The organism is Massilia sp. YIM B02769, from assembly GCF_030411995.1.
In the GTDB taxonomy this organism is placed as follows: Bacteria; Pseudomonadota; Gammaproteobacteria; order Burkholderiales; family Burkholderiaceae_D; genus Telluria.
In genome coordinates this window covers 127,517-145,181 of sequence record NZ_JASNRC010000008.1, presented here as the reverse complement: position 1 = coordinate 145,181, position 17,665 = coordinate 127,517, and the positions used below count along the sequence as shown (strand labels likewise).

Here is a 17,665-nt window from a genome sequence, read left to right as displayed (position 1 = left end):
ATACCCCTCACCAGGAGATTGAAATGGACGTCCTCGCCATCGCCAAGCTGTCCACCACCATGGCAGAAACCGGTAACAAGGAAGAAGTTGCGATGACCATGCTGAAGAAGCAGCAAGACATCCAGCGTAACCACGCCACCCAGCTGCTCGATGCGATCCAGCCGCCGCAGCCGGCGCAAAACCTGCCGGCGCATTTGGGCAATACCATCAATACCACCGCCTGAACGACAAACGCCGCGTCATGACGCGGCGTTTTTACATGGGTTTAGTGGAAGGCGCGCAGGATGCGCGCTTCGCCGGAAGCGTCGGCGTAGCGCTCGTTGGCCTGGCGCGTGGCTTCCATCATGCGGGTCAGTTGCGCGTCTTCGAAGCGTTCGAGTTCTTCGTTGGCGGCATTCAGCGCCATGGCCAGCTTGGCGCGCGCGTTCTGGTACAGCACGCTGGTGTACTGGTCGGTGTTCTTCAGCAGCTCTTCCGCGTTCTCGATCACGAGACGCAGGTCGCCGATCAGCCGCTCCTGCGTTTGCGGGTGGTTGTCGTCCGGAGTTTCCATTGCTTTCACCCTAAGCCGGTTAGTCACGTCTTAAAATATAAACAAGGACTTCCGGTCGCGTTTGTCTGATCGCAAACGCACGAAGCTCAGCCCGGCAGCCCCATTTACGCCACAGTAATCTGCACGTCGCCCACGGTCACGCGCTGGCCGGCGCGGATCTTGGCGGTCTTGCGCAGTTCCTGCTTGCCATCGACCGACACCACGCCGCTGGCCACGATGTTCTTGCCGGCGCCGCCGCTGTCGCACAAACCCACCAGTTTCAGCAGCTGGTTGAGTTCAACGAACTCGGATGTCAGTTCGAAAGTTGTCTTTTGCATTCTATCCTCGGGAAAAATTGTGGGGCGTACGGTTGAGAACGCCACTTCGGTTCATGCGCATCGCCCCACATAGCCTCATGCCGGGTCCGGCCGCGTCATGTCGATCGGAACAATCCACTGATTAAACTGTTCCGCGCTGACGTGGCCCGATTGCAGGGCCGCCTCGCGCAGCGTGATGCCTTCGTGCTGGGCGTGCTTGGCGATTTGCGCGGCGCGATCATACCCGATGTGCGGCGCCAGTGCGGTCACCAGCATCAGCGATTGCTCCATGAGCTCGCCGATGCGGGCACGGTTCGGTGCGATGCCCTGGGCGCAATGCTCGTCGAAGGAGCGCATGCCGTCGGCCAGCAGGCGCGCACTTTGCAGGAAATTGTGCGCAATCATGGGCTTGAACACGTTCAGCTCGAAGTTGCCCTGCGAACCGCCGATGGTGATCGCGACGTCGTTGCCGAATACCTGGCAGCACAGCATCGTCATCGCTTCGCACTGGGTCGGATTCACCTTGCCCGGCATGATGGAGCTGCCCGGTTCGTTTTCCGGAATCGTGATTTCGCCCAGGCCCGAGCGCGGGCCGGAAGCCATCCAGCGGATATCGTTGGCGATCTTCATGAGCGCGGCGGCCAGGGTCTTGAAGGCGCCATGGGTGGCGACCAGGGCGTCGTGCCCGGCCAGGGCCGCGAACTTGTTCGCCGCCGACTTGAACGACAGCCCGGTGCGCGAGCCGAGCTCGGCGGCGATGCGCGGCGCGAACTCGGGATGGGCGTTCAGGCCGGTGCCGACAGCGGTGCCGCCGGCGGCCAGGGCCAGCAAGCCGGGCAGGGAAGCGCGGATCGCGGACTCGGAGAATTCGAGCTGGGCGACGTAGCCGGAAAACTCCTGGCCCAGGGTCAGCGGCGTGGCGTCCTGCAGGTGGGTACGGCCGATCTTGACGATGTCGGCGAAGTCGCGCGACTTCACCGTCAGGGTCGCGCGCAGACGCGCCAGCGACGGCAAGACCTCCTTGGACACGGCGATCGCCGCCGCCACGTGCATGGCGGTGGGGAAGATGTCGTTCGACGACTGCCCCATGTTGACATGGTCGTTCGGGTGCAGCAGGCGCGCCTCGCCGCGCTCGCCGCCCATCAGCTCGGAGCCGCGGTTGGCCAGCACCTCGTTCATGTTCATGTTGCTCTGGGTGCCGGATCCGGTCTGCCACACGGCCAGCGGAAATTCCTCGGGATGCTTGCCGTCCAGGACTTCGTCGGCGGCGGCCATGATGGCGTCGGCCTTGTCCTTCGGCAGCTTGCCGAGCGAGCGGTTGACGGCGGCCGCGGCGCGCTTGACCTGGGCCAGCGCGGCCACCAGTTCCGGCGCCATCTTTTCGCTGGAAATGTGGAAGTGGTGCAGGGAGCGCTGGGTCTGGGCGCCCCACAAATGACCTGAAGGTACGTCGATCGGGCCAAAGCTGTCTTTTTCGATGCGGTTTTCCATTGGCGGTCCTGTTATTTCGTAGGCGGGAGCTAAAGAGTGTAGCGCAACACCCGTTAATTACGCTGAAGCTACAAACTCACCTCTGCCATGGCGATTCGCCCCCATCACATCCTGCCCGGCCTGCTGCTCACCTGCGCGGTCCTGGCCCCCGCCCACGCTGCCGAACTCGGCGATGCACGCGTGCTGTCGCATATCGGCCAGCCGCTTTCCGCCCTGGTCGAATTGACCCTGGTCGAGGACGCGTCGAAACCGGTCATGGCGCAGCTGGCGCGGCCCGACGTCTACCGCGGCGCCAACATCGCCATGCCGCCGGTACTCTCCGGCCTCGACATTGCTGTGATCCGCCAGGGCGGCAAACAGTTCCTGCGTCTGGCTTCGGTCAAACCGGTTGAGAGCAAGCACTTGCACGTGTACCTGGAACTGGTCGACGGCGGCCAGCGCACGGTGCGCCTGGTGACGCTGTGGCTGACGCCGGATCCGGATCCGGCTCCGCCGCCGGCACCGGTCCCGGCCCCGGCCCCGCCTGCACCTGCGATTGCCGCTGCGCCGGCCGCGCCTGCGCCGGTGGCGGCGCCTGAAGCGACGGAGCCACCGAAGCCCGTGACGCAACCGGTGCGCAAGCCTGCGCCGCCGAAGCGCCCGCCGGCCCAGCCCGAACCCGACGCGCACGCGGCGGCAAGCGGGCACGATGCGCCCGCGCCGAAGCCGTCCGCGCCGGCCATCAAGCCCATCAAGCCCATCAAGCCCATCAACATCGAGCAGCACGGGAAGAAGCCCGCCGCCGACCTTGCCAGGCCCGCCGCCGCCGCGGCGCCGTCTTGCGCGCCGACGCCGAGCGCGACCGCGCTGGATGCCTGCACGGTGCTGGGCGCGAAGAACGAAGCCCTGCGCCAGGAGCTCGGCAGGCTCGAGGACAAGGTCAAGGTGCTGCAAGTGGCCAGCGGCGTGAAGGCGGCAGGCCCAGCGCCGGCGGAGGCCGGAGCCGGGCCCGACTCCACGCCGGAAGCCAAGACCGAAGCAACACCGGAAGCCAAGACCGAAGCAACACCGGAAGCCAAGACCGAATCCAGGCCCGAAGCCAGGCCGGACGACAAGCCGAAGTCGGCGCCGCGCATCCACCGCAAGCCGAAGCCGGCGCCGCCGCCCGAGGAGCCGCTGCCCTGGCTGGCCATCGGCGGCGCCATTGCCGGCTTGCTGGCGCTGGCCGCAGGGATGCTGCTGTTGCGCCGCCGCCGCGCCGCCGCCGGCAAGGTATTGAAAACCGCACGCGAGCCGGAAGTCGTGGTGCTGCCGCAGGACGGCGGCGCCGATGGCCTGGCCAAGCCCAGCTTCATGTCGGCCGTGAAGGCGCGCCTGATGGCGTTGCGGCTCGGCAAACGCCCGGCACAGGCCGCGCGCGTCGAGCCGGACACCCCCGAAACAGCGCCGGCCACCCAGCCCGAATAAGCGCGAAAAGGGCGCGCACGAATTGGTCTACACAAGCTGGGAAATTCGGTTATACTGAATTCGCTGGTTAATAAAACCACAAAAAACGGCCCCTGGGTCCGGCGCAGCCACCACCGATAGCGTGGCGCGGGAACCGGATGCACGTCGCAAGACGCCTGGGTACGGAAGCGGTCGAGTGCCAACAGCGGCAGTCGTCGCCGGATGCAACCGGCAAAGAGGCGGCACCAGGACTAGCCTGGTGTTCGCTCTCCGAATTCATGCACACGGTCGTTCCGGGTGCAGCAAAAGCAAAGGCGCCCGCGGGCGCCTTTTTTGTTTTATCCGGTCGCATTGCTTGCGCCAGCCTTGCCGGCAGCGCAACAAAAAAGCGCCCGCAGGCGCTTTCGATGCGAGGCTGGCGCCGCTCAGTGCGCGCACATCGCGCGGTCGAGCTGGCCCATCCAGGGTTCGGTGATGTCGCGAATGGCGCGGTCGTTGGCCATGATCTGCTTCAGCAGGTCGATCTTGCGCAGGCGGCGCGCGCCTTCCAGGGCAGGGACGCCGCTAGCGGCGGCGCTCGCTTGCATGGCGCATTGCCCCTGCAGTTGCTCGAAGCCGTTCCAGTCGCCCGATTGCGCGGCGCTGGCCATCTGGCCCGTCAGACCGGCAATATGTTCGTACATGGCGAGGACGTCGTTCTGGTTCATGTTGGCACCGAGGCAATATTCTTCCGGACGGATGACCGGTTGTCCCCCCTTTTACGGCAGCGCTTTTGGAAACTTTAGGGCTTTTGCTAAAAAAATTTGAAATTTTTTTTGCCAAGACTGTCCCGTGTGTCCGCCACTACCTCTGATCCGCCTCATAGCGATATCATGGGAAATATGCAGCCGAGAACTTCGGCCCGGATGCCCGGGTCGAAGCTCAAGGCATGCAGGACGTCCCGACCACGATAAGGAACACCATGACACCTCGCTGGACCCCAACCAGGACCGCCATCGTCCTGGCCTTCGCCGGCGCCGCCCTCGGCGCTTCAGGCTTCGCCTCCGCCCAGGCCAGCGGCGCGACCGCCGCCCCTGCCGCCGGCAAAAGCGCCGGCAAAGGCGCCGACAAGCCGGCCGGCATGACCGTGCTGCCGGGCGACGATTTCTTCGCCTATGCCAACGGCGACTGGCTGGCGAAGACCGAGATCCCGGCCGACCGCGGTTCCTGGAGCGCCATGGGCGCGCTGGCCGAAGACACCAACGCCCGCATCGCGAAGATGATCGAGGAACTCGGCGCCGCCAGGGGCACGTCGGGCGAAGCGCGCAAGGTGGCCGACTTCTACGCCGCCTACATGGACGACGCCGCGATCGAGAAGCGCGGCCTGGCGCCGGTCAAGCCGATGCTGGCGGACATTGCCGCGATCAAGGACAAGGCCGCGCTGGTACGGGCGCTGGGCGCCTCGGTGCGCGCCGACGTCGACCCATTGAATTCCACCGATTTCTTTACCGAGAACCTGTTCGGCGTCTGGGTCGCGCAAGGCCTGGCCGATTCCGCGCGCAACCTGCCTTACCTGCTGCAGGGCGGCCTGGGCATGCCCGACCGCGCCTACTACCTCGAGAACAATACGCGCATGGCCGAGCTGCGTACCAAGTACCAGCAGCACATCGCAGCCATGCTGAAGCTGGCCGGCTACGACAAGAGCGACGAGCGCGCCGCCCGCGTGTTCGAACTCGAGCTGGCGCTGGCGCAGACCCATGCCAGCCGCGAGGAGTCGAGCGATATCCAGAAGTCGAACCATGTCTGGACCCTGAAGGACTTCGCCGCCAGGGCGCCGGGCATCGACTGGAACGCTTTCTTCAAGGCCGCGCGGCTGTCCGGCCAGGAGCGCTTCCAGGTCTATCACCCGGGCGCGGTCAGCGGTGCGGCGCGCCTGCTGGCGAAGCCCGACCTGGCGGTCTGGCGCGACTACCTGGCCTTCCACAAGCTGAACCAGTATGCCAGCCTGCTGCCGAAAGCGGTTGCCGACCAGCGCTTCGAATTCAACGGCAAGGCCCTGACCGGCACGCCGCAGCAATCGGTGCGCTGGAAGCGCGCCCTGGCCGCCACCAACGAGGCCATGGATGAGGCCGTTGGCAAGATTTATGTGGGGCGCTATTTCCCGGCCGCAGACAAGGCGCGCGTGCAAAAGATGGTTGCCAACATCATCGAGGCCTTCAGTGCGCGCATCGACAAGCTCGACTGGATGGCGCCGGCCACCCGCGCCCAGGCCCAGGCGAAAGTGACATCGCTTTACGTCGGCGTCGGCTACCCGGATGCGTGGAAATCCTACGATGGCCTGGTCGTGAAGCGCGACGACGCCTTCGGCAACGCCGTGCGCGCCGAGCAATTCCATTACGAGCAGGAATTGGCCAAGCTCGGCAAGAAACCGCAGCGCACCGACTGGGCGATGCCGCCGCAGCTGGTGAACGCCGTCAATCTGCCGCTGCAGAACGCATTGAACTTCCCGGCCGCCATCCTGCAGCCGCCGTTCTTCGACCCGAAGGCGTCCGACGCCGTGAACTATGGCGCGATCGGCGCCATCATCGGCCACGAGATCAGCCACAGCTTCGACGACCAGGGCGCCCAGTTCGACGCCCAGGGCCGCTTGCGCGACTGGTGGACGACGGAAGACCTGGCCCACTTCAAGGCGGCGTCCGCCAAGCTGGTGGCGCAGTACAACACCTACCAGCCCTTCCCGGACCTGGCGGTGAACGGCCAGCTGACCCTGAGCGAAAACCAGGCCGACCTGGCGGGCCTGCAAGCCGCGTTCGACGCCTACAAAGCCTCGCCGGCAGGCAAGGCAGCCGGCGCCGACGGCGAGCGCCAGTTCTTTACCGGCTTTGCCCAGGGCTGGCGCACCAAGATGCGCGAAGCATCGCTGCGCCGCGCCGTCCTCACCGACGGCCATGCGCCGGCCCAGTACCGCACCTACATCGTGCGCAACCTGGACGGCTGGTACAAGGCCTTCGATGTCAAGCCCGGCCAGTCGCTGTACCTGGCGCCACAGGACAGGGTGCGTATCTGGTGATGGCCGGCGATCCGCATTCCAACGCACAGCTGGACGATATCGCGCGCCGGACGCTCGACCATTACGAGCGCAATGCCCGGCAATTCTTTGCCGGGACGATCGGCCACGACGTCAGCCAGAACATCGCGGCGCTGCTCGATGCGATCGCGGCGCCGGCGCCGTTCACGCTGCTCGACCTCGGCTGCGGGCCGGGCCGCGACCTGAAAACCTTCAGCGCGCTCGGGCACCGCGCCATCGGGCTCGACGGTTCGGCGGAGTTCGTGGCCATGGCGCGCGACCACAGCGGCTGCGAGGTCTGGCACCAGGACTTCCTGCACCTGGATCTGCCGAACGGGATGTTCGACGGCGTGTATGCCAATGCCTCGCTGTTCCATGTGCCGAGTGCGGCCTTGCCCGGCGTACTGGAGCGGTTACATGGCGCCCTGAAGCCGGGCGGTGTGCTGTTCAGCTCGAACCCGCGCGGGCAGAACGAGGAAGGGTGGAACGGACCGCGCTACGGCAGCTATTACGACTACTCGACCTGGGAGCGCTACCTGGTGGCGGCGGGTTTCCTGCCGCTTCGGCATTACTACCGCCCGGAAGGCTTGCCGCGCGAACAGCAGCCCTGGCTGGCCAGCGTCTGGCGCAAGCCTTAGGTGGACCTTAATGCGCATCCCTAATGTTAACGAACGTACAGAGTTGCCCAACTATCGGGCTTAAGGTGGGCCTTCGTTTCACTACACCGAAGAGGTACTGACATGAACGAAGACCAGATCAAGGGCAAGGCCAAGGACATCGGCGGCAAGATCCAGCAAAAGGTCGGCGAAGCCGTCGGCAGCCGCCAGCAACAGTCCGAAGGGCTGTCGAACCAGGCCGAAGGCAAGGTCCAGGAGAAAGTGGGCGACGCCAAGGATATCGTCAAGGGCAACCGCTGATCCCGGGCTTGCAGATCAACAGCAGCCGCGCTCGTCGCGGCTGTTTTCTTATGTGCGGCTGTTTTCTTATGCACGGCTGTGTTGTGTTGCAAGGGCGCAGCCCGCGTCCCTGTTCCCGCCTACGACTTGTCGTCTTCCTCGATCTTGTCGCCCAGCGCATCCTCCACATACAGCATCTGCACCAGCACCTTGAGCGCCGCCGTCATGGGCGTCGCCAGCGCCACGCCGGCAAAGCCGAACAGGGTTCCGAACACCAGCTGCATGGCGATGATCAGGGCCGGCGGCAGGTCGACGGCGCGCGACTCGATCATCGGCTGCAACACGTAGCCCTGGACCAGCTGGATGCCGGCGAACAGCAGGACCACGTACAGCGCCATGTCGGGACTGATCGAAAATGCGATCAGCACGGCCGGCACGCCCGCCATGATGGGCCCGACATAGGGCACGAAATCCAGCAGACCGGCAATGATGCCGAGGATCAGCGCCAGCGGCACGCCGAGCAGGCTCAGGCCGACCGAGGTGACCACGCCGACGATCAGCATCGACACCGAGGTGCCCAGCAGCCAGCTGGACAGGTTGTCGCCCATCTTCTGCATGACCTGGCGCGCGCGCGGGCGTTTCGGCTGCGGGATCAGCTTGATGAAGCCGCCTGTATACAAATGCGGCGAGGCGGCGAAATAGATGCCGACCACCATGATGATCGCCACGTTGCCGATCGCCCCGAAGATCCCGGTAAAGAACAGGCCGGCGTTCGGCATGATCGACGACATCTGCTTGACGGCGTCTTCCGGCGCCGGCAATTCCGAGGCCACGCGTTGCAGCAAGGGATGTTCCTTGACGAATTCCTGCAGCTTTTCGATCGACTTCGGCACGGCCTCGGCCAGCTTGGTCGACTGCTCGGAAATCTGGGGCGCCATGGCCCACCCGCCCAGGCCGATCACGGCAAACAGCAGCAATACCACGAGCGCGAGGGCGATCTGGCGTTTCATGCCGGTGCGCTGCGCCAGCAGGGCGCTCAGTTTATACAGCAGCACCGCGAACAGGATGCAGGCAAAGATCAGCAGCAGGGCATCGACGGCGAACCAGGCGGCGGCCAGGCCGAGGATGAAGAGGACGGCGATGCCGTCGATGAGGGCGACGCGCTTCATCAGCTTGCGCTTGGGCATGCCCTCGGTGTCGCGCGGGTGGACTGCGGGGGAGGTGTGTTCGTTCATCTGGTGCTCGATTATCAAAAGGATAACTGAACAGTATCACCACGCCGGGGCGCCTGGCGCATGGCTGGGCATCCATGTGGCTTTGAAGAATATGGACGAGCTGTGTGCGTGGCCGTACAGATGGGTGTTTTGCAAGGGCGTATTCTGGACCCATCGCGCGGCACATCGACCGCGCCTACTACGCAAGGAGAACGACCATGAATGAAGATCAAGTCAAAGGCAAACTGAAAGACATCGGCGGCAAAATCCAGGAAGAAGCCGGCAAGCTGGTCGACAGCCCTGAAACCCAGGCGAAGGGCCTGAAGAACCAGGTCGAAGGCAAGACCCAGGAAAAATACGGCGATGCCAAGGAAACGCTGAAAGACGGTATCGACCGCGTCTAAGCGGCAACCAGGCCCTTGCGGGCCTGAATGAACAACGGCCCCCGGCGTCGATGACGCCAGGGGCCGTTTTATTTATCCGGTTGGTCCCGACGCGTGCGGGATTACTGGACTTCGTAAGCGCCGATGTCGATCGTGCCCAGGGTCGGACGCGACGAGTACGAAGCGGTGTGCTTGTAGCTTGCGGTCGGCTTCAGTGCCAGGCCACCGGCCGAGCTGCCCGGGTTCGAGCCGGCGTTCAGGATCTGCGACGCCGCCGAGGTCAGGCGCAGGTCATAGGCTGCGCGGTTGACGAAGGCCGGGGCCAGCGACTGGTAGTTGGTCTTCTTCACCGCCGAAGCCTGGCCGGTGATGGTGCCGGTGCCGCTGAAGATGTTGTTGATCAGTTTCGCCGGAGTAGTCACGCTCGAGCCGATCTGGACGAAGGTGCCGCGGCCGCTGTCTTCGTTCAGGAAGGTATTGTTGATGACATACAGGTCTTGCTTGCGGCCGGCGCCGGTCGCGCCTTCCATGCCATACGCCACCAGGGCCGGATTGTTGTGCGAGGCCGGCTGCATGATCACGTTGCCGATCACATAGGTGGTGCCGCCGTTCGGCACGTCGATCTCGTAGCTCGGCTTGCCGGCTGCGGTGCTGCCGGTTTCGCCCGCGCGCAGGCTCGAGAAGCGGTTGTACGCGATCATGTTGTAGATGCCGCGGGTCTTCAGGTTGTGGCCGACGTTGGCATCGTGCGAGAAGTTGTAGCGGAAGTAGAGCTTCGCGATCTTGCCGATGTAGATGTTGTGGCTGTAGCCATCGCCGTAGCCGTTGTGGCCGAACTCGTTGTACTCCATGGTCACGGTGCTGGCGGTGTTTTCGCCGCTCAGGACCCCGTTCTCGTTGTCGTGCAAGAACGAATTACGCAGCGTGAAGTTGGTACCTTCCAGGCGCAGGGCGGCGCCGTTCTTGTCGGCGACTTTCGCGCCCGACATTTCAACGTTGTCGACGGTGATGTCGTTGCCGCGCACGACCCAGATCGCCTTGCCGCCGGAGCTCTTGCCGCCGGCCTGGATCTTTGGACGGCCGTTCACGCCGCGGATGGTGAGCTTGTTGGCAGTAATCGCGCAGACGTCGCCCGAGTAGGTGGCGGCCTGGATTTCGACGGTGTCGCCGGCCTTGGCAACTGCAAAGGCCTTGCATGGCGTGGTGTAGGTCTTGCCTGCGCCGACGCTCAGGGTGGCAGCCGAAGCCGGGGCTGCGATGGCGGCGTCAAGCACGAGAGCGGAGGTGGCGAAAGCGATGCGGGTGGTGTTGATACGGATCGATTGCATGGTATTCCTCGTGTAGTGCGCGCTCCGGAAAAGAGCGTCTGTGAGATCAGGAACATGCAGAATACCGTGAGGAATTAATTCCGTGTGGAATGAATTTGTTACAGGAAAGCTAAACAGCCGAGTTCAATTCGTCACATTCTCATAGGAAAGAACGAGATTTCAGGCATGCAAATCGGGTGCAAAAAAATGTTGAACAACGTCGCGCGAACGCCACAAACAGTGTTGACTTTTTGCGTAATTACGGAATAATTAATTCCTCTTCGGAAAGACTTTTTTTCCACAAGGAAAAAATAAAGGCCGGAATCACCACTCTTTGAGCGGCTTTCCGGCCTTTTTGGCAAGCTGGGCAGGGGCCTGGGCCCCGGCTTTGACAAGCTGAAAACTTACTGCGGTGCGGTGCCGCCCAGGTTCTTCTTGAAGAAGGCTTCGATCAGGCCATACACGTGGCGCTGGCTGGTGCGGCCCGAGATGCCGTGCTTGGCGCCCGGGTAGGTCATCAGGTCGAACTGGACGTTACGCTTGACGAGCTCGTCGATCAGGCGCGTGCTGTTGGTGAACAGCACGTTGTCGTCGGCCATGCCGTGGATCAGCAGCAGCGGCGACTTCAGGCCATCCAGGTGGGCGAACACGCCGCTGCGCGCGTAGGCGTCCGGGTCCGACTTCGGCGTGGCGCCGACGAACTGCTCGGTGTAGTGGGTGTCGTAGAGCGACCAGTCGGTGACCGGCGCCACCGACACGCCCATCGCGATCTTGTCCGATGCAGCCGCCAGCAGGCGCAGGGTCATGAAGCCGCCATAGCTCCAGCCGAACACGCCCACGCGCTTCGGGTCGACAAAGCTCTGCTGGGCCAGCCAATCGATGCCGGTCACCTGGTCTTCGACTTCGTTCTTGCCCAGGTTGTTATAGATGACGTCGGTGAACTGGCGCTCGCGGCGGCTCGAGCCGCGGTTATCCAGACGGAACACCACGAAGCCTTGCTGGGCCATGTATTGGTCAAAGTAATTGCCCCAGGTACGGGTCACGCGCTGCGAATGCGGGCCGCCATAGGTGAACAGGAAGACCGGATACTTTTTCGTGGCATCGAAATTGGCCGGCTTGATCATCGAGTAGTGCAGGGTCTGGCCATCGTGCGCCTTGATGGTGCCGAATTCGGTAGGCAGCAGGTCGGGCAGGTACTTGGCGAACGGGTGGTTCGCGTTCAGCTCGTTGTGCTGCAGCCACTCGACCATGGCGCCGTCGGCGCGGCGGATCGACACTTGCGGCGGCGTGGTCGGGTTCGAGTAGGTGTCGACGAAGATCTTGCCGTTGCCGGCAAAGGCAGCCTCATGCCAGCCGTCGCCCTTCGTGATGCGGGCCGGCTTGCCGGCGCTGCTGCCGTCCAGGGCCAGGGCATAGGTCTGCTTGTCGATCACGGCGTCGCGGTTCGACGATACGTAGACCTTGCCGGCCTTTTCGTCGACGGCCAGCACGTTGTCGACACCCCATTCACCGCTGGAAATCGGGTTGATCAGCTTGCCGTTCAGGTCGTACAAATACAGGTGGTTCCGGCCGCTGCGCTCGGAGGCCCAGATGAAAGCCGGACGGTTCTTCAGGAAACGCAGGTCGTTGTGGATGCTGACCCAGGTCGGCGAGGTTTCGGTCAGCAGGGTGCGCTGGGCCAGGCTGGCGGCATCGACCGCCACCAGGTCGAGGCGCTTCTGGTCGCGCGTCTGGCGCTGGTAGGCCAGGGTCTTGCCGTCGGCGCTCCAGTCGGCGCGCACCAGGTAGATATCCTTGTCGGCGCCCAGGTCGATCTTGCGCGACACGCCGGTTTCCGGCGACACGACGAACAGGTCCACCAGCACGTTCGGGTCGCCCGCGGCAGGGTAGTGCTGGTCGATCACTTCGGTGCGGTCGGCAAAGATCTCGAAGCGGCGCGCCACCGGCACCGGCGCTTCGTCGTAGCGCTTATAGGCGATGGCGGAGTCGTCCGGCGCCCAGTAGTAGCCGGTGGTCTGGTCCATCTCTTCCTGCGCGATGAACTCGGCTTCGCCGTTGTGCACGGTGCCCTTGCCGTCCTGGGTCAGCTGGCGCTCGGCGCCGGTCTTCAGGTCGATGACGACCAGGTTCTGGTTGCGCACGAAGGAAACGTAGCGGCCCTTCGGCGAGATTTTTGGGTCAAGCACATTCCCCGAGGCCACCTTGCGCGCCACATCCGGCTTGGCGACATCGACCAGGTAGAGGTCGCCGGCGATCGGCACCAGCAACTGCTTGCCATCGGGCGACCAGCTATAGCTGATGATGCCCGACAGGCTGGCGGTGCGCGCGCGTTCGCGGCGCGCCTTTTCCTCGAGCGACAATTCCTCGTTCGGGACCAGCTTCTTGGAGTCGACCAGGCGGCGCGTGGTCTTGTCCTTCATGTTGTATTCCCACAGGTCTTGCTGGAACTGGTTGTCGTCGCGGCCGCGCAGGAAGGTCACGCGCTCGCCGTCGGGCGAGACCTTCAGGGTTTTCACGCCGGGACCGGCAAGCGAAGGCTCGCCGTGGATACGGTCGAGGGTCAGGCGTTCCGCGGAAGCGGGCGCGGCCGCGAGTGCGGCCAGGAGGCAAAGGAGGAGGCGCATTGTGTGTCTCGTTAAAATTAGCTAAATGCAACGGACGAGACAATAACAGAGTAGGCCTCCAAAAGCAGTATGTATCGCCCCTTTCACGGCTGAGTTTGCAACTATACTGTTTGTAATTTTATAAGGAGAACCATGAAGACACGCATCATTACCCAGTCCGCCGCGGCCCTGGCCGCACTGTGCATGAGCGCAGCGGCGATGGCCTTGCCCCTGGCACAGTTCGAGGGCCAGTACAAGCTGGTGTCCTCGACCACCGAACCCGATTCCAACTGGCGCTTTACCAAGGGGCGCATCGCGATCAAGAGGCTCGACGCGCGCCATGTGTCTATCCTGCACGCCTGCGAGTGGAAAGGCAGTCCGAAGGAAGTATGCAGCGAGCGCTATGTGGCGCAGGAACGCCAGGGCGCGTTCTACCTGCAGGACCGGAACACCTCGCACGAGCGCATGGCCTTCGACCCGGCGGCGCGGCGCTTGACCGTCGTCACCCATGGCGTCGACGGATCGGTGCGCCGCGATATCTATGAAGCGACCACGGCGCCGCTGACGGACAAGGCGCTGGTGCACCGCATGAAGCGCGAACAGGATGCGGTCGACGACCTGGTCGACGAACCGACCTTTGGCGAGTTCGGCAAGTGGGAATACCGCAACAACCGCATCGAGCTCGGAAGCGTGCGCTGACTGCGGCCTGTTCTCAGATGGCGTGGACGGCGGCCCGCACCTTCTGGCGCGACAGGCGGTCGAACGACCAGGTCAGCAGCACGGCGGCGATCGTCAAGCCCAGCACCAGGCCGATCCAGAAGCCGGTGGTTTCCATCGGCGCCGCCGGCGACAAACCGAACCAGGCCGGCGCAATACCCAGGATATAACCCAACGGCAGCGAAAAGCCCCAGAAGGCGACCAGCTGGATGATCATCGGCGGACGCGTCACCTGGTAGCCGCGGATGGCCGAAGCAGTGGCGACCTGGGTCGCATCCGACAGCTGGAACAGCGCCGCGAACAGCAGCAGATGGACGCAGGCTTCCTGCACCGCCGGGTCCGAGGTATAGGCGCGTGCGATTTCCCAGCGGAAGATTGCGATAAAGGCCGCCGACAGCACGCCGAAGGCCACCGACATGCCGACACCGACCCAGGCCACGAAGCGCGCCCGTACCGGATTGCCTTCGCCCATGGCCTGGCCGACGCGGGTCAGCAGGCCGATGCCGAAGCTCAGGGGCACCATGAACACGAGCGAGGCGAAGTTCAGCGCGACCTGGTGCGCCGACACCTGCACCACGCCGAAGCGCGCTACCAGCAGGCTGATCAGGCCGAAGGCGCTGACCTCGGCAAAGTAGGTGACGCCGATCGGCAGGCCGAGGCGGAACATTTCCCTGATTTCGGCCCAGTCCGGGCCTTCCATCTTCGTGAACGGGTAGGTCATGCGGTAGACGGGCGAGACCTTGATCCACAACAGCATGGCAACCAGCATCAGCCACATGCCCACCGCCGTCGACACCGCGCAGCCGACCGCACCCAGCCTTGGTGCGCCCCAGTTGCCGAATACCAGCAGCCAATTGCTGGCAATGTTGAACAGCAGGCCGAGGATGGCGATGACCATGATCGGCTTGGTCTGGTTGATGCTGGTCGTGTAGCCGTACAGCGCGCGGTAGCAGGCAAAGGCCGGCATGCCGACGCTGGTCACGTGCAGGAAGAGGGCGGCGCGGTCGGCCACGTGCTGGTCGAGGCCGATGTGGTCGAACAGCAGGGTGGCGAGGTTGGCGGCGAGGCAGGCGACCAGGCCGACGATCAGGCCCTTCCACAGCGACTGCCGTACCGAATGCGGAATCTTGTCATAGCGCCCGCCGCCGACTTCGTGGGCGACGACGGTGTTAATCGCCATCATCGTGCCCATCACGGTCACCAGCACGATCGACCACACCGAGGCGCCGAGCGACACGGCGGCCAGCTCCTCGGCGCTGACGTGGCCGGTCATCGCCACGTCGGCCACGCCCATGCCCACCGTTGCCAATTGCCCGACCAGCATCGGCCACGACAGCTTCCAGAGCGTGGCGATTTCGGCGCGGACCGGGGAGGGGGAATTGCTGAGCGTGGCGCTGGTGGTCATGGGGCGGATTCTTGTTCTTGGAAACCCTCGATTTTACTGTCTAAGCACTAACTTTGTGAGGGCCGGTGTCTGGCGTGCGCCGCAATGGTGCGGGAGACGAGCGCACCGCGCCATCTTTAATTTTGTACGTACGCCCCCATCTGGGAGCCATTCGTGAACACCGCTTTTTGGGAGTGCACCGTGGAATACAAGGATTATTACCAGACCCTTGGCGTCGGCAGGACAGCGTCCGCGGACGACATCAAGAAGGCGTACCGCAAGCAGGTGCGCAAGTACCACCCCGACGTCAGCAAGCACAAGGACGCCGACGCGAAAACCAAGGAAATCAACGAGGCCTACGACGTGCTGGGCGACGCCGACAAGCGCGCCGCCTACGACGCGCGCGGCCGCGCCTATGCGGGTGGACAATTCGCGGGCGAACAGTTCGACTCGTCATCGGACTGGAACGGCCACTTCGACTTCGGCGGCGCCGGGGCCGACGAGTTCTTCGCCGACTTGTTCGCCAAGGCCGGCGGCGGGCGCCGTGGCGGCTTCCAGATGCGCGGCGACGATATTCACGCGGCCATCACCATCGACCTGGCGGACGCCTACCACGGCGCCACGCGCACGGTGAGCCTGCGCGTGCCGCGCCATGCCGGCCCCGGCCGCACCGCGATGGCGGAAAAGACCCTGAACGTGACGATCCCGCGCGGCGTGACGCCGGGGCAGCAACTGCGCCTGGCGGGCCAGGGGCACGAGGCACATGGCGGCGCGGGGGCGGGCGACCTGTACCTGGAAATCCAGTTTTCGCCGGATGCGCGCTACCGCGTCGACGGTGCGCACGTGTACGAGACGGTGCCGGTGACCCCATGGGAAGCGGCGCTGGGCGGCAAGGTGGCGGTGCAGACGCCGTCGGGTACGGTCGAAGTTGCCGTGCCGGCCGGCTCGCAGAGCGGACGCAAGCTGCGGCTGAAGGGCAAGGGCATTCCCGCCGCGACGCCGGGTGACCTGTTCCTGGTGCTGGAAGTGGTGCTGCCGCCGGCCGACAACGACAAGGCGCGGGCCTTTTACCAGGCGATGGCGCGCGATCTGGCGTTCAATCCGCGTGCCGCATAGCGCGCAGCTTAGCAGAGGCCATAGCGCGCGCCGTGTGTCCATGCGGCCTCCTACAATCGGTGGCAAATGATTCACTGCTAATTCATCGAGGAGGTTGTATGGAACAGAACATTGATCAGGGCGCCGGCATGCCGCGCAACCTGCAGGGAAAGCGCGTTGCCGTGCTGATGACGGATGGTGTCGAGCAGGTCGAATACACGGGGCCGCGCCGCTTTCTCGAGCAGCACGGTGTGACGGTGATCCTGATCTCGCCGAAGGGTGTGGGCGAGGAAGTGCAGGGCATGAACCACGACCAGGCGGGCGACAAGTTCAAGGTCGAGATGCATGTGAAGGACGCTGTTCCAGCCGACTTCGATGCGCTGGTGCTGCCGGGCGGGGAAGAGAATCCGAAGGCCCTGCGCAAGGATGCAGATTCGGTGGCCTTCGTGCGCGAATTCTATGCGCAGGACAAGCCGCTCGCCGCAATCTGCCACGGGCCATGGGTGCTGATCGATGCCGGGATTGCGGAGTCGAAGAACCTGACCAGCTATCCCGAGATCCAGGACGACATGCGTAAGGCGGGCGCCGAGTGGATCGACCAGGAGGTGGTCATCGACGGCAAGCTGATCACGAGCCGCAAGCCGGACGATATCCCCGCGTTTAACGAGGCGCTGCTGAAAGAGCTGAGGGTGGATCCGCAGGCGGCGGATGTGGGTCCGAGTTCGTGAAAGGAGGGCAGGCGAGGCCTGCCTGCTGTTCTCGTCAACCCATGAAATTCGACGGGCCCTGCCGGCATATACCGGCAGGGCCCGCTTTGCTTGTTGCTGCCCCGGTGGAGGATAAAAATGTTCCTACTCTAATGCAGCGTGTGTTAAAGGATTTCCTTGCCGTTGACTGTTAGCGTCTTGATTTCACCGGTCGATATCACGCCGGCGCAGGTAGCGGACATTTTCTCGCGTGCGCCGAAGCCGTTGGTAAATTCGAACGAGCCGCGCGGCCAGACGAAGCGGAACGTGTCGCCATTGCCGACGTTGGCGACATAAGGCGGCGTGTCGTAGCCGCCGAATTTTGCCAGGGACCGGATGGCGGTCTGGCATTTCAGGCGTACTTTGCCTACCTGCTTATCATGAATCTGGGATTCGGACGGTACGATATTGCGGTACACGGCCACGCCGATGAACAAGATAAACATGCCAATACCTGCCAGGCCCAGCCATTCGCGCCAGCCCAGCTTCACTTTCGGAATGACGACTGG

The 17,665-nt window shown here is 64.1% G+C and carries 18 protein-coding genes; 9 read left to right on the top strand and 9 right to left on the bottom strand.

Annotation, left to right across the window (positions count from 1 at the left end; genetic code table 11):
- Positions 1-23 precede the first annotated feature (23 nt).
- Positions 24-224 carry a YjfB family protein gene (locus QPK31_RS14465; RefSeq protein ID WP_290423630.1) on the top strand — a complete coding sequence of 67 codons (201 nt, stop codon included), beginning with the start codon at positions 24-26 and terminating at the stop codon, positions 222-224.
- Positions 225-265: 41 nt separating this feature from the next.
- Here the strand turns inward: QPK31_RS14465 and QPK31_RS14460 are convergent, their stop codons facing one another.
- The 3 genes from QPK31_RS14460 to fumC all read right to left on the bottom strand — a co-directional run bounded on the left by QPK31_RS14460 (position 266) and on the right by fumC (position 2,340).
- The gene (locus tag QPK31_RS14460) at positions 266-553 is read right to left on the bottom strand and encodes a DUF883 domain-containing protein (RefSeq protein ID WP_290423629.1); all 288 of its coding nucleotides are present in this window, start codon (positions 551-553) and stop codon (positions 266-268) included.
- A gap of 104 nt (positions 554-657) precedes the next feature.
- The gene (locus QPK31_RS14455; protein ID WP_290423628.1) at positions 658-870 is read right to left on the bottom strand and encodes an RNA-binding S4 domain-containing protein; all 213 of its coding nucleotides are present in this window, start codon (positions 868-870) and stop codon (positions 658-660) included.
- Positions 871-945: 75 nt separating this feature from the next.
- Positions 946-2,340, bottom strand: a complete 1,395-nt coding sequence (gene fumC, locus QPK31_RS14450) for a class II fumarate hydratase (protein ID WP_290423627.1) — start codon at positions 2,338-2,340, stop codon at positions 946-948.
- An 87-nt stretch (positions 2,341-2,427) separates the two neighbouring features.
- Between fumC and QPK31_RS14445 the strand changes: the two genes are divergently transcribed.
- Entirely contained in the window at positions 2,428-3,786 is a 1,359-nt protein-coding gene (locus tag QPK31_RS14445) for a hypothetical protein (RefSeq protein WP_290423626.1), read from the top strand.
- Positions 3,787-4,190: 404 nt separating this feature from the next.
- Here QPK31_RS14445 and QPK31_RS14440 read toward each other — a convergent pair whose 3' ends face one another.
- Entirely contained in the window at positions 4,191-4,472 is a 282-nt protein-coding gene (locus QPK31_RS14440; protein WP_290423625.1) for a flagellar protein FliT, read from the bottom strand.
- Positions 4,473-4,726: 254 nt separating this feature from the next.
- Here QPK31_RS14440 and QPK31_RS14435 point away from each other — a divergent pair, with 254 nt between their 5' ends.
- The 3 genes from QPK31_RS14435 to QPK31_RS14425 all read left to right on the top strand — a co-directional run bounded on the left by QPK31_RS14435 (position 4,727) and on the right by QPK31_RS14425 (position 7,728).
- On the top strand, positions 4,727-6,814 hold the full coding sequence (locus tag QPK31_RS14435) for a M13 family metallopeptidase (RefSeq protein WP_290423624.1): 2,088 nt from the start codon (positions 4,727-4,729) through the stop codon (positions 6,812-6,814).
- Positions 6,814-7,449 (top strand): bifunctional 2-polyprenyl-6-hydroxyphenol methylase/3-demethylubiquinol 3-O-methyltransferase UbiG, encoded by a 636-nt coding sequence (locus QPK31_RS14430; protein ID WP_290423623.1) that lies wholly within the window; start codon positions 6,814-6,816, stop codon positions 7,447-7,449. Before QPK31_RS14435 ends, QPK31_RS14430 begins: the two co-directional genes overlap by 1 nt.
- 102 nt (positions 7,450-7,551) lie before the next feature.
- The gene (locus QPK31_RS14425) at positions 7,552-7,728 is read left to right on the top strand and encodes a CsbD family protein (protein WP_290423622.1); all 177 of its coding nucleotides are present in this window, start codon (positions 7,552-7,554) and stop codon (positions 7,726-7,728) included.
- A 119-nt stretch (positions 7,729-7,847) separates the two neighbouring features.
- Here QPK31_RS14425 and QPK31_RS14420 read toward each other — a convergent pair whose 3' ends face one another.
- Positions 7,848-8,942, bottom strand: a complete 1,095-nt coding sequence (locus QPK31_RS14420) for an AI-2E family transporter (protein ID WP_290423621.1) — start codon at positions 8,940-8,942, stop codon at positions 7,848-7,850.
- Between the two features lie 197 nt (positions 8,943-9,139).
- Between QPK31_RS14420 and QPK31_RS14415 the strand changes: the two genes are divergently transcribed.
- Positions 9,140-9,325 carry a CsbD family protein gene (locus QPK31_RS14415; RefSeq protein WP_290423620.1) on the top strand — a complete coding sequence of 62 codons (186 nt, stop codon included), beginning with the start codon at positions 9,140-9,142 and terminating at the stop codon, positions 9,323-9,325.
- A 101-nt stretch (positions 9,326-9,426) separates the two neighbouring features.
- Here the strand turns inward: QPK31_RS14415 and QPK31_RS14410 are convergent, their stop codons facing one another.
- Together QPK31_RS14410 and QPK31_RS14405 are read right to left on the bottom strand one after the other, a co-directional pair.
- Positions 9,427-10,632: a hypothetical protein gene (locus QPK31_RS14410; RefSeq protein WP_290423619.1), complete on the bottom strand. Its 1,206-nt coding sequence runs from the start codon at positions 10,630-10,632 to the stop codon at positions 9,427-9,429.
- 383 nt (positions 10,633-11,015) lie between these two features.
- Positions 11,016-13,235: a S9 family peptidase gene (locus QPK31_RS14405; RefSeq protein ID WP_290423618.1), complete on the bottom strand. Its 2,220-nt coding sequence runs from the start codon at positions 13,233-13,235 to the stop codon at positions 11,016-11,018.
- Positions 13,236-13,367: 132 nt separating this feature from the next.
- Here QPK31_RS14405 and QPK31_RS14400 point away from each other — a divergent pair, with 132 nt between their 5' ends.
- Complete coding sequence (locus tag QPK31_RS14400; protein WP_290423617.1) at positions 13,368-13,913, top strand: hypothetical protein; 546 nt, start codon at positions 13,368-13,370, stop codon at positions 13,911-13,913.
- A gap of 13 nt (positions 13,914-13,926) precedes the next feature.
- On the opposite strand, the gene QPK31_RS14395 is transcribed toward QPK31_RS14400, so the two are convergent.
- Positions 13,927-15,336, bottom strand: coding sequence for an MATE family efflux transporter (locus QPK31_RS14395; protein WP_290423616.1), 1,410 nt, complete (start codon positions 15,334-15,336; stop codon positions 13,927-13,929).
- A 180-nt stretch (positions 15,337-15,516) separates the two neighbouring features.
- Here QPK31_RS14395 and QPK31_RS14390 point away from each other — a divergent pair, with 180 nt between their 5' ends.
- Together QPK31_RS14390 and QPK31_RS14385 are read left to right on the top strand one after the other, a co-directional pair.
- Complete coding sequence (locus QPK31_RS14390) at positions 15,517-16,431, top strand: DnaJ C-terminal domain-containing protein (RefSeq protein ID WP_290423781.1); 915 nt, start codon at positions 15,517-15,519, stop codon at positions 16,429-16,431.
- A gap of 98 nt (positions 16,432-16,529) precedes the next feature.
- Positions 16,530-17,138, top strand: coding sequence for a type 1 glutamine amidotransferase domain-containing protein (locus QPK31_RS14385; RefSeq protein ID WP_290423615.1), 609 nt, complete (start codon positions 16,530-16,532; stop codon positions 17,136-17,138).
- A gap of 143 nt (positions 17,139-17,281) precedes the next feature.
- Here QPK31_RS14385 and QPK31_RS14380 read toward each other — a convergent pair whose 3' ends face one another.
- On the bottom strand, positions 17,282-17,647 hold the full coding sequence (locus QPK31_RS14380) for a hypothetical protein (protein WP_290423614.1): 366 nt from the start codon (positions 17,645-17,647) through the stop codon (positions 17,282-17,284).
- Positions 17,648-17,665: the final 18 nt, after the last annotated feature.

Coding starts and splice junctions, on each gene's coding strand:
- QPK31_RS14435 (WP_290423624.1), top strand. CDS start 4,727: ATGACACCTCGCTGGACCCCAACCAGGACCGCCATCGTCCTGGCCTTC.
- QPK31_RS14385 (WP_290423615.1), top strand. CDS start 16,530: ATGGAACAGAACATTGATCAGGGCGCCGGCATGCCGCGCAACCTGCAG.
- QPK31_RS14430 (WP_290423623.1), top strand. CDS start 6,814: ATGGCCGGCGATCCGCATTCCAACGCACAGCTGGACGATATCGCGCGC.
- QPK31_RS14405 (WP_290423618.1), bottom strand. CDS start 13,235: ATGCGCCTCCTCCTTTGCCTCCTGGCCGCACTCGCGGCCGCGCCCGCT.
- fumC (WP_290423627.1), bottom strand. CDS start 2,340: ATGGAAAACCGCATCGAAAAAGACAGCTTTGGCCCGATCGACGTACCT.
- QPK31_RS14425 (WP_290423622.1), top strand. CDS start 7,552: ATGAACGAAGACCAGATCAAGGGCAAGGCCAAGGACATCGGCGGCAAG.
- QPK31_RS14400 (WP_290423617.1), top strand. CDS start 13,368: ATGAAGACACGCATCATTACCCAGTCCGCCGCGGCCCTGGCCGCACTG.
- QPK31_RS14415 (WP_290423620.1), top strand. CDS start 9,140: ATGAATGAAGATCAAGTCAAAGGCAAACTGAAAGACATCGGCGGCAAA.
- QPK31_RS14445 (WP_290423626.1), top strand. CDS start 2,428: ATGGCGATTCGCCCCCATCACATCCTGCCCGGCCTGCTGCTCACCTGC.
- QPK31_RS14440 (WP_290423625.1), bottom strand. CDS start 4,472: ATGAACCAGAACGACGTCCTCGCCATGTACGAACATATTGCCGGTCTG.
- QPK31_RS14460 (WP_290423629.1), bottom strand. CDS start 553: ATGGAAACTCCGGACGACAACCACCCGCAAACGCAGGAGCGGCTGATC.
- QPK31_RS14465 (WP_290423630.1), top strand. CDS start 24: ATGGACGTCCTCGCCATCGCCAAGCTGTCCACCACCATGGCAGAAACC.
- QPK31_RS14420 (WP_290423621.1), bottom strand. CDS start 8,942: ATGAACGAACACACCTCCCCCGCAGTCCACCCGCGCGACACCGAGGGC.
- QPK31_RS14410 (WP_290423619.1), bottom strand. CDS start 10,632: ATGCAATCGATCCGTATCAACACCACCCGCATCGCTTTCGCCACCTCC.
- QPK31_RS14395 (WP_290423616.1), bottom strand. CDS start 15,336: ATGACCACCAGCGCCACGCTCAGCAATTCCCCCTCCCCGGTCCGCGCC.
- QPK31_RS14455 (WP_290423628.1), bottom strand. CDS start 870: ATGCAAAAGACAACTTTCGAACTGACATCCGAGTTCGTTGAACTCAAC.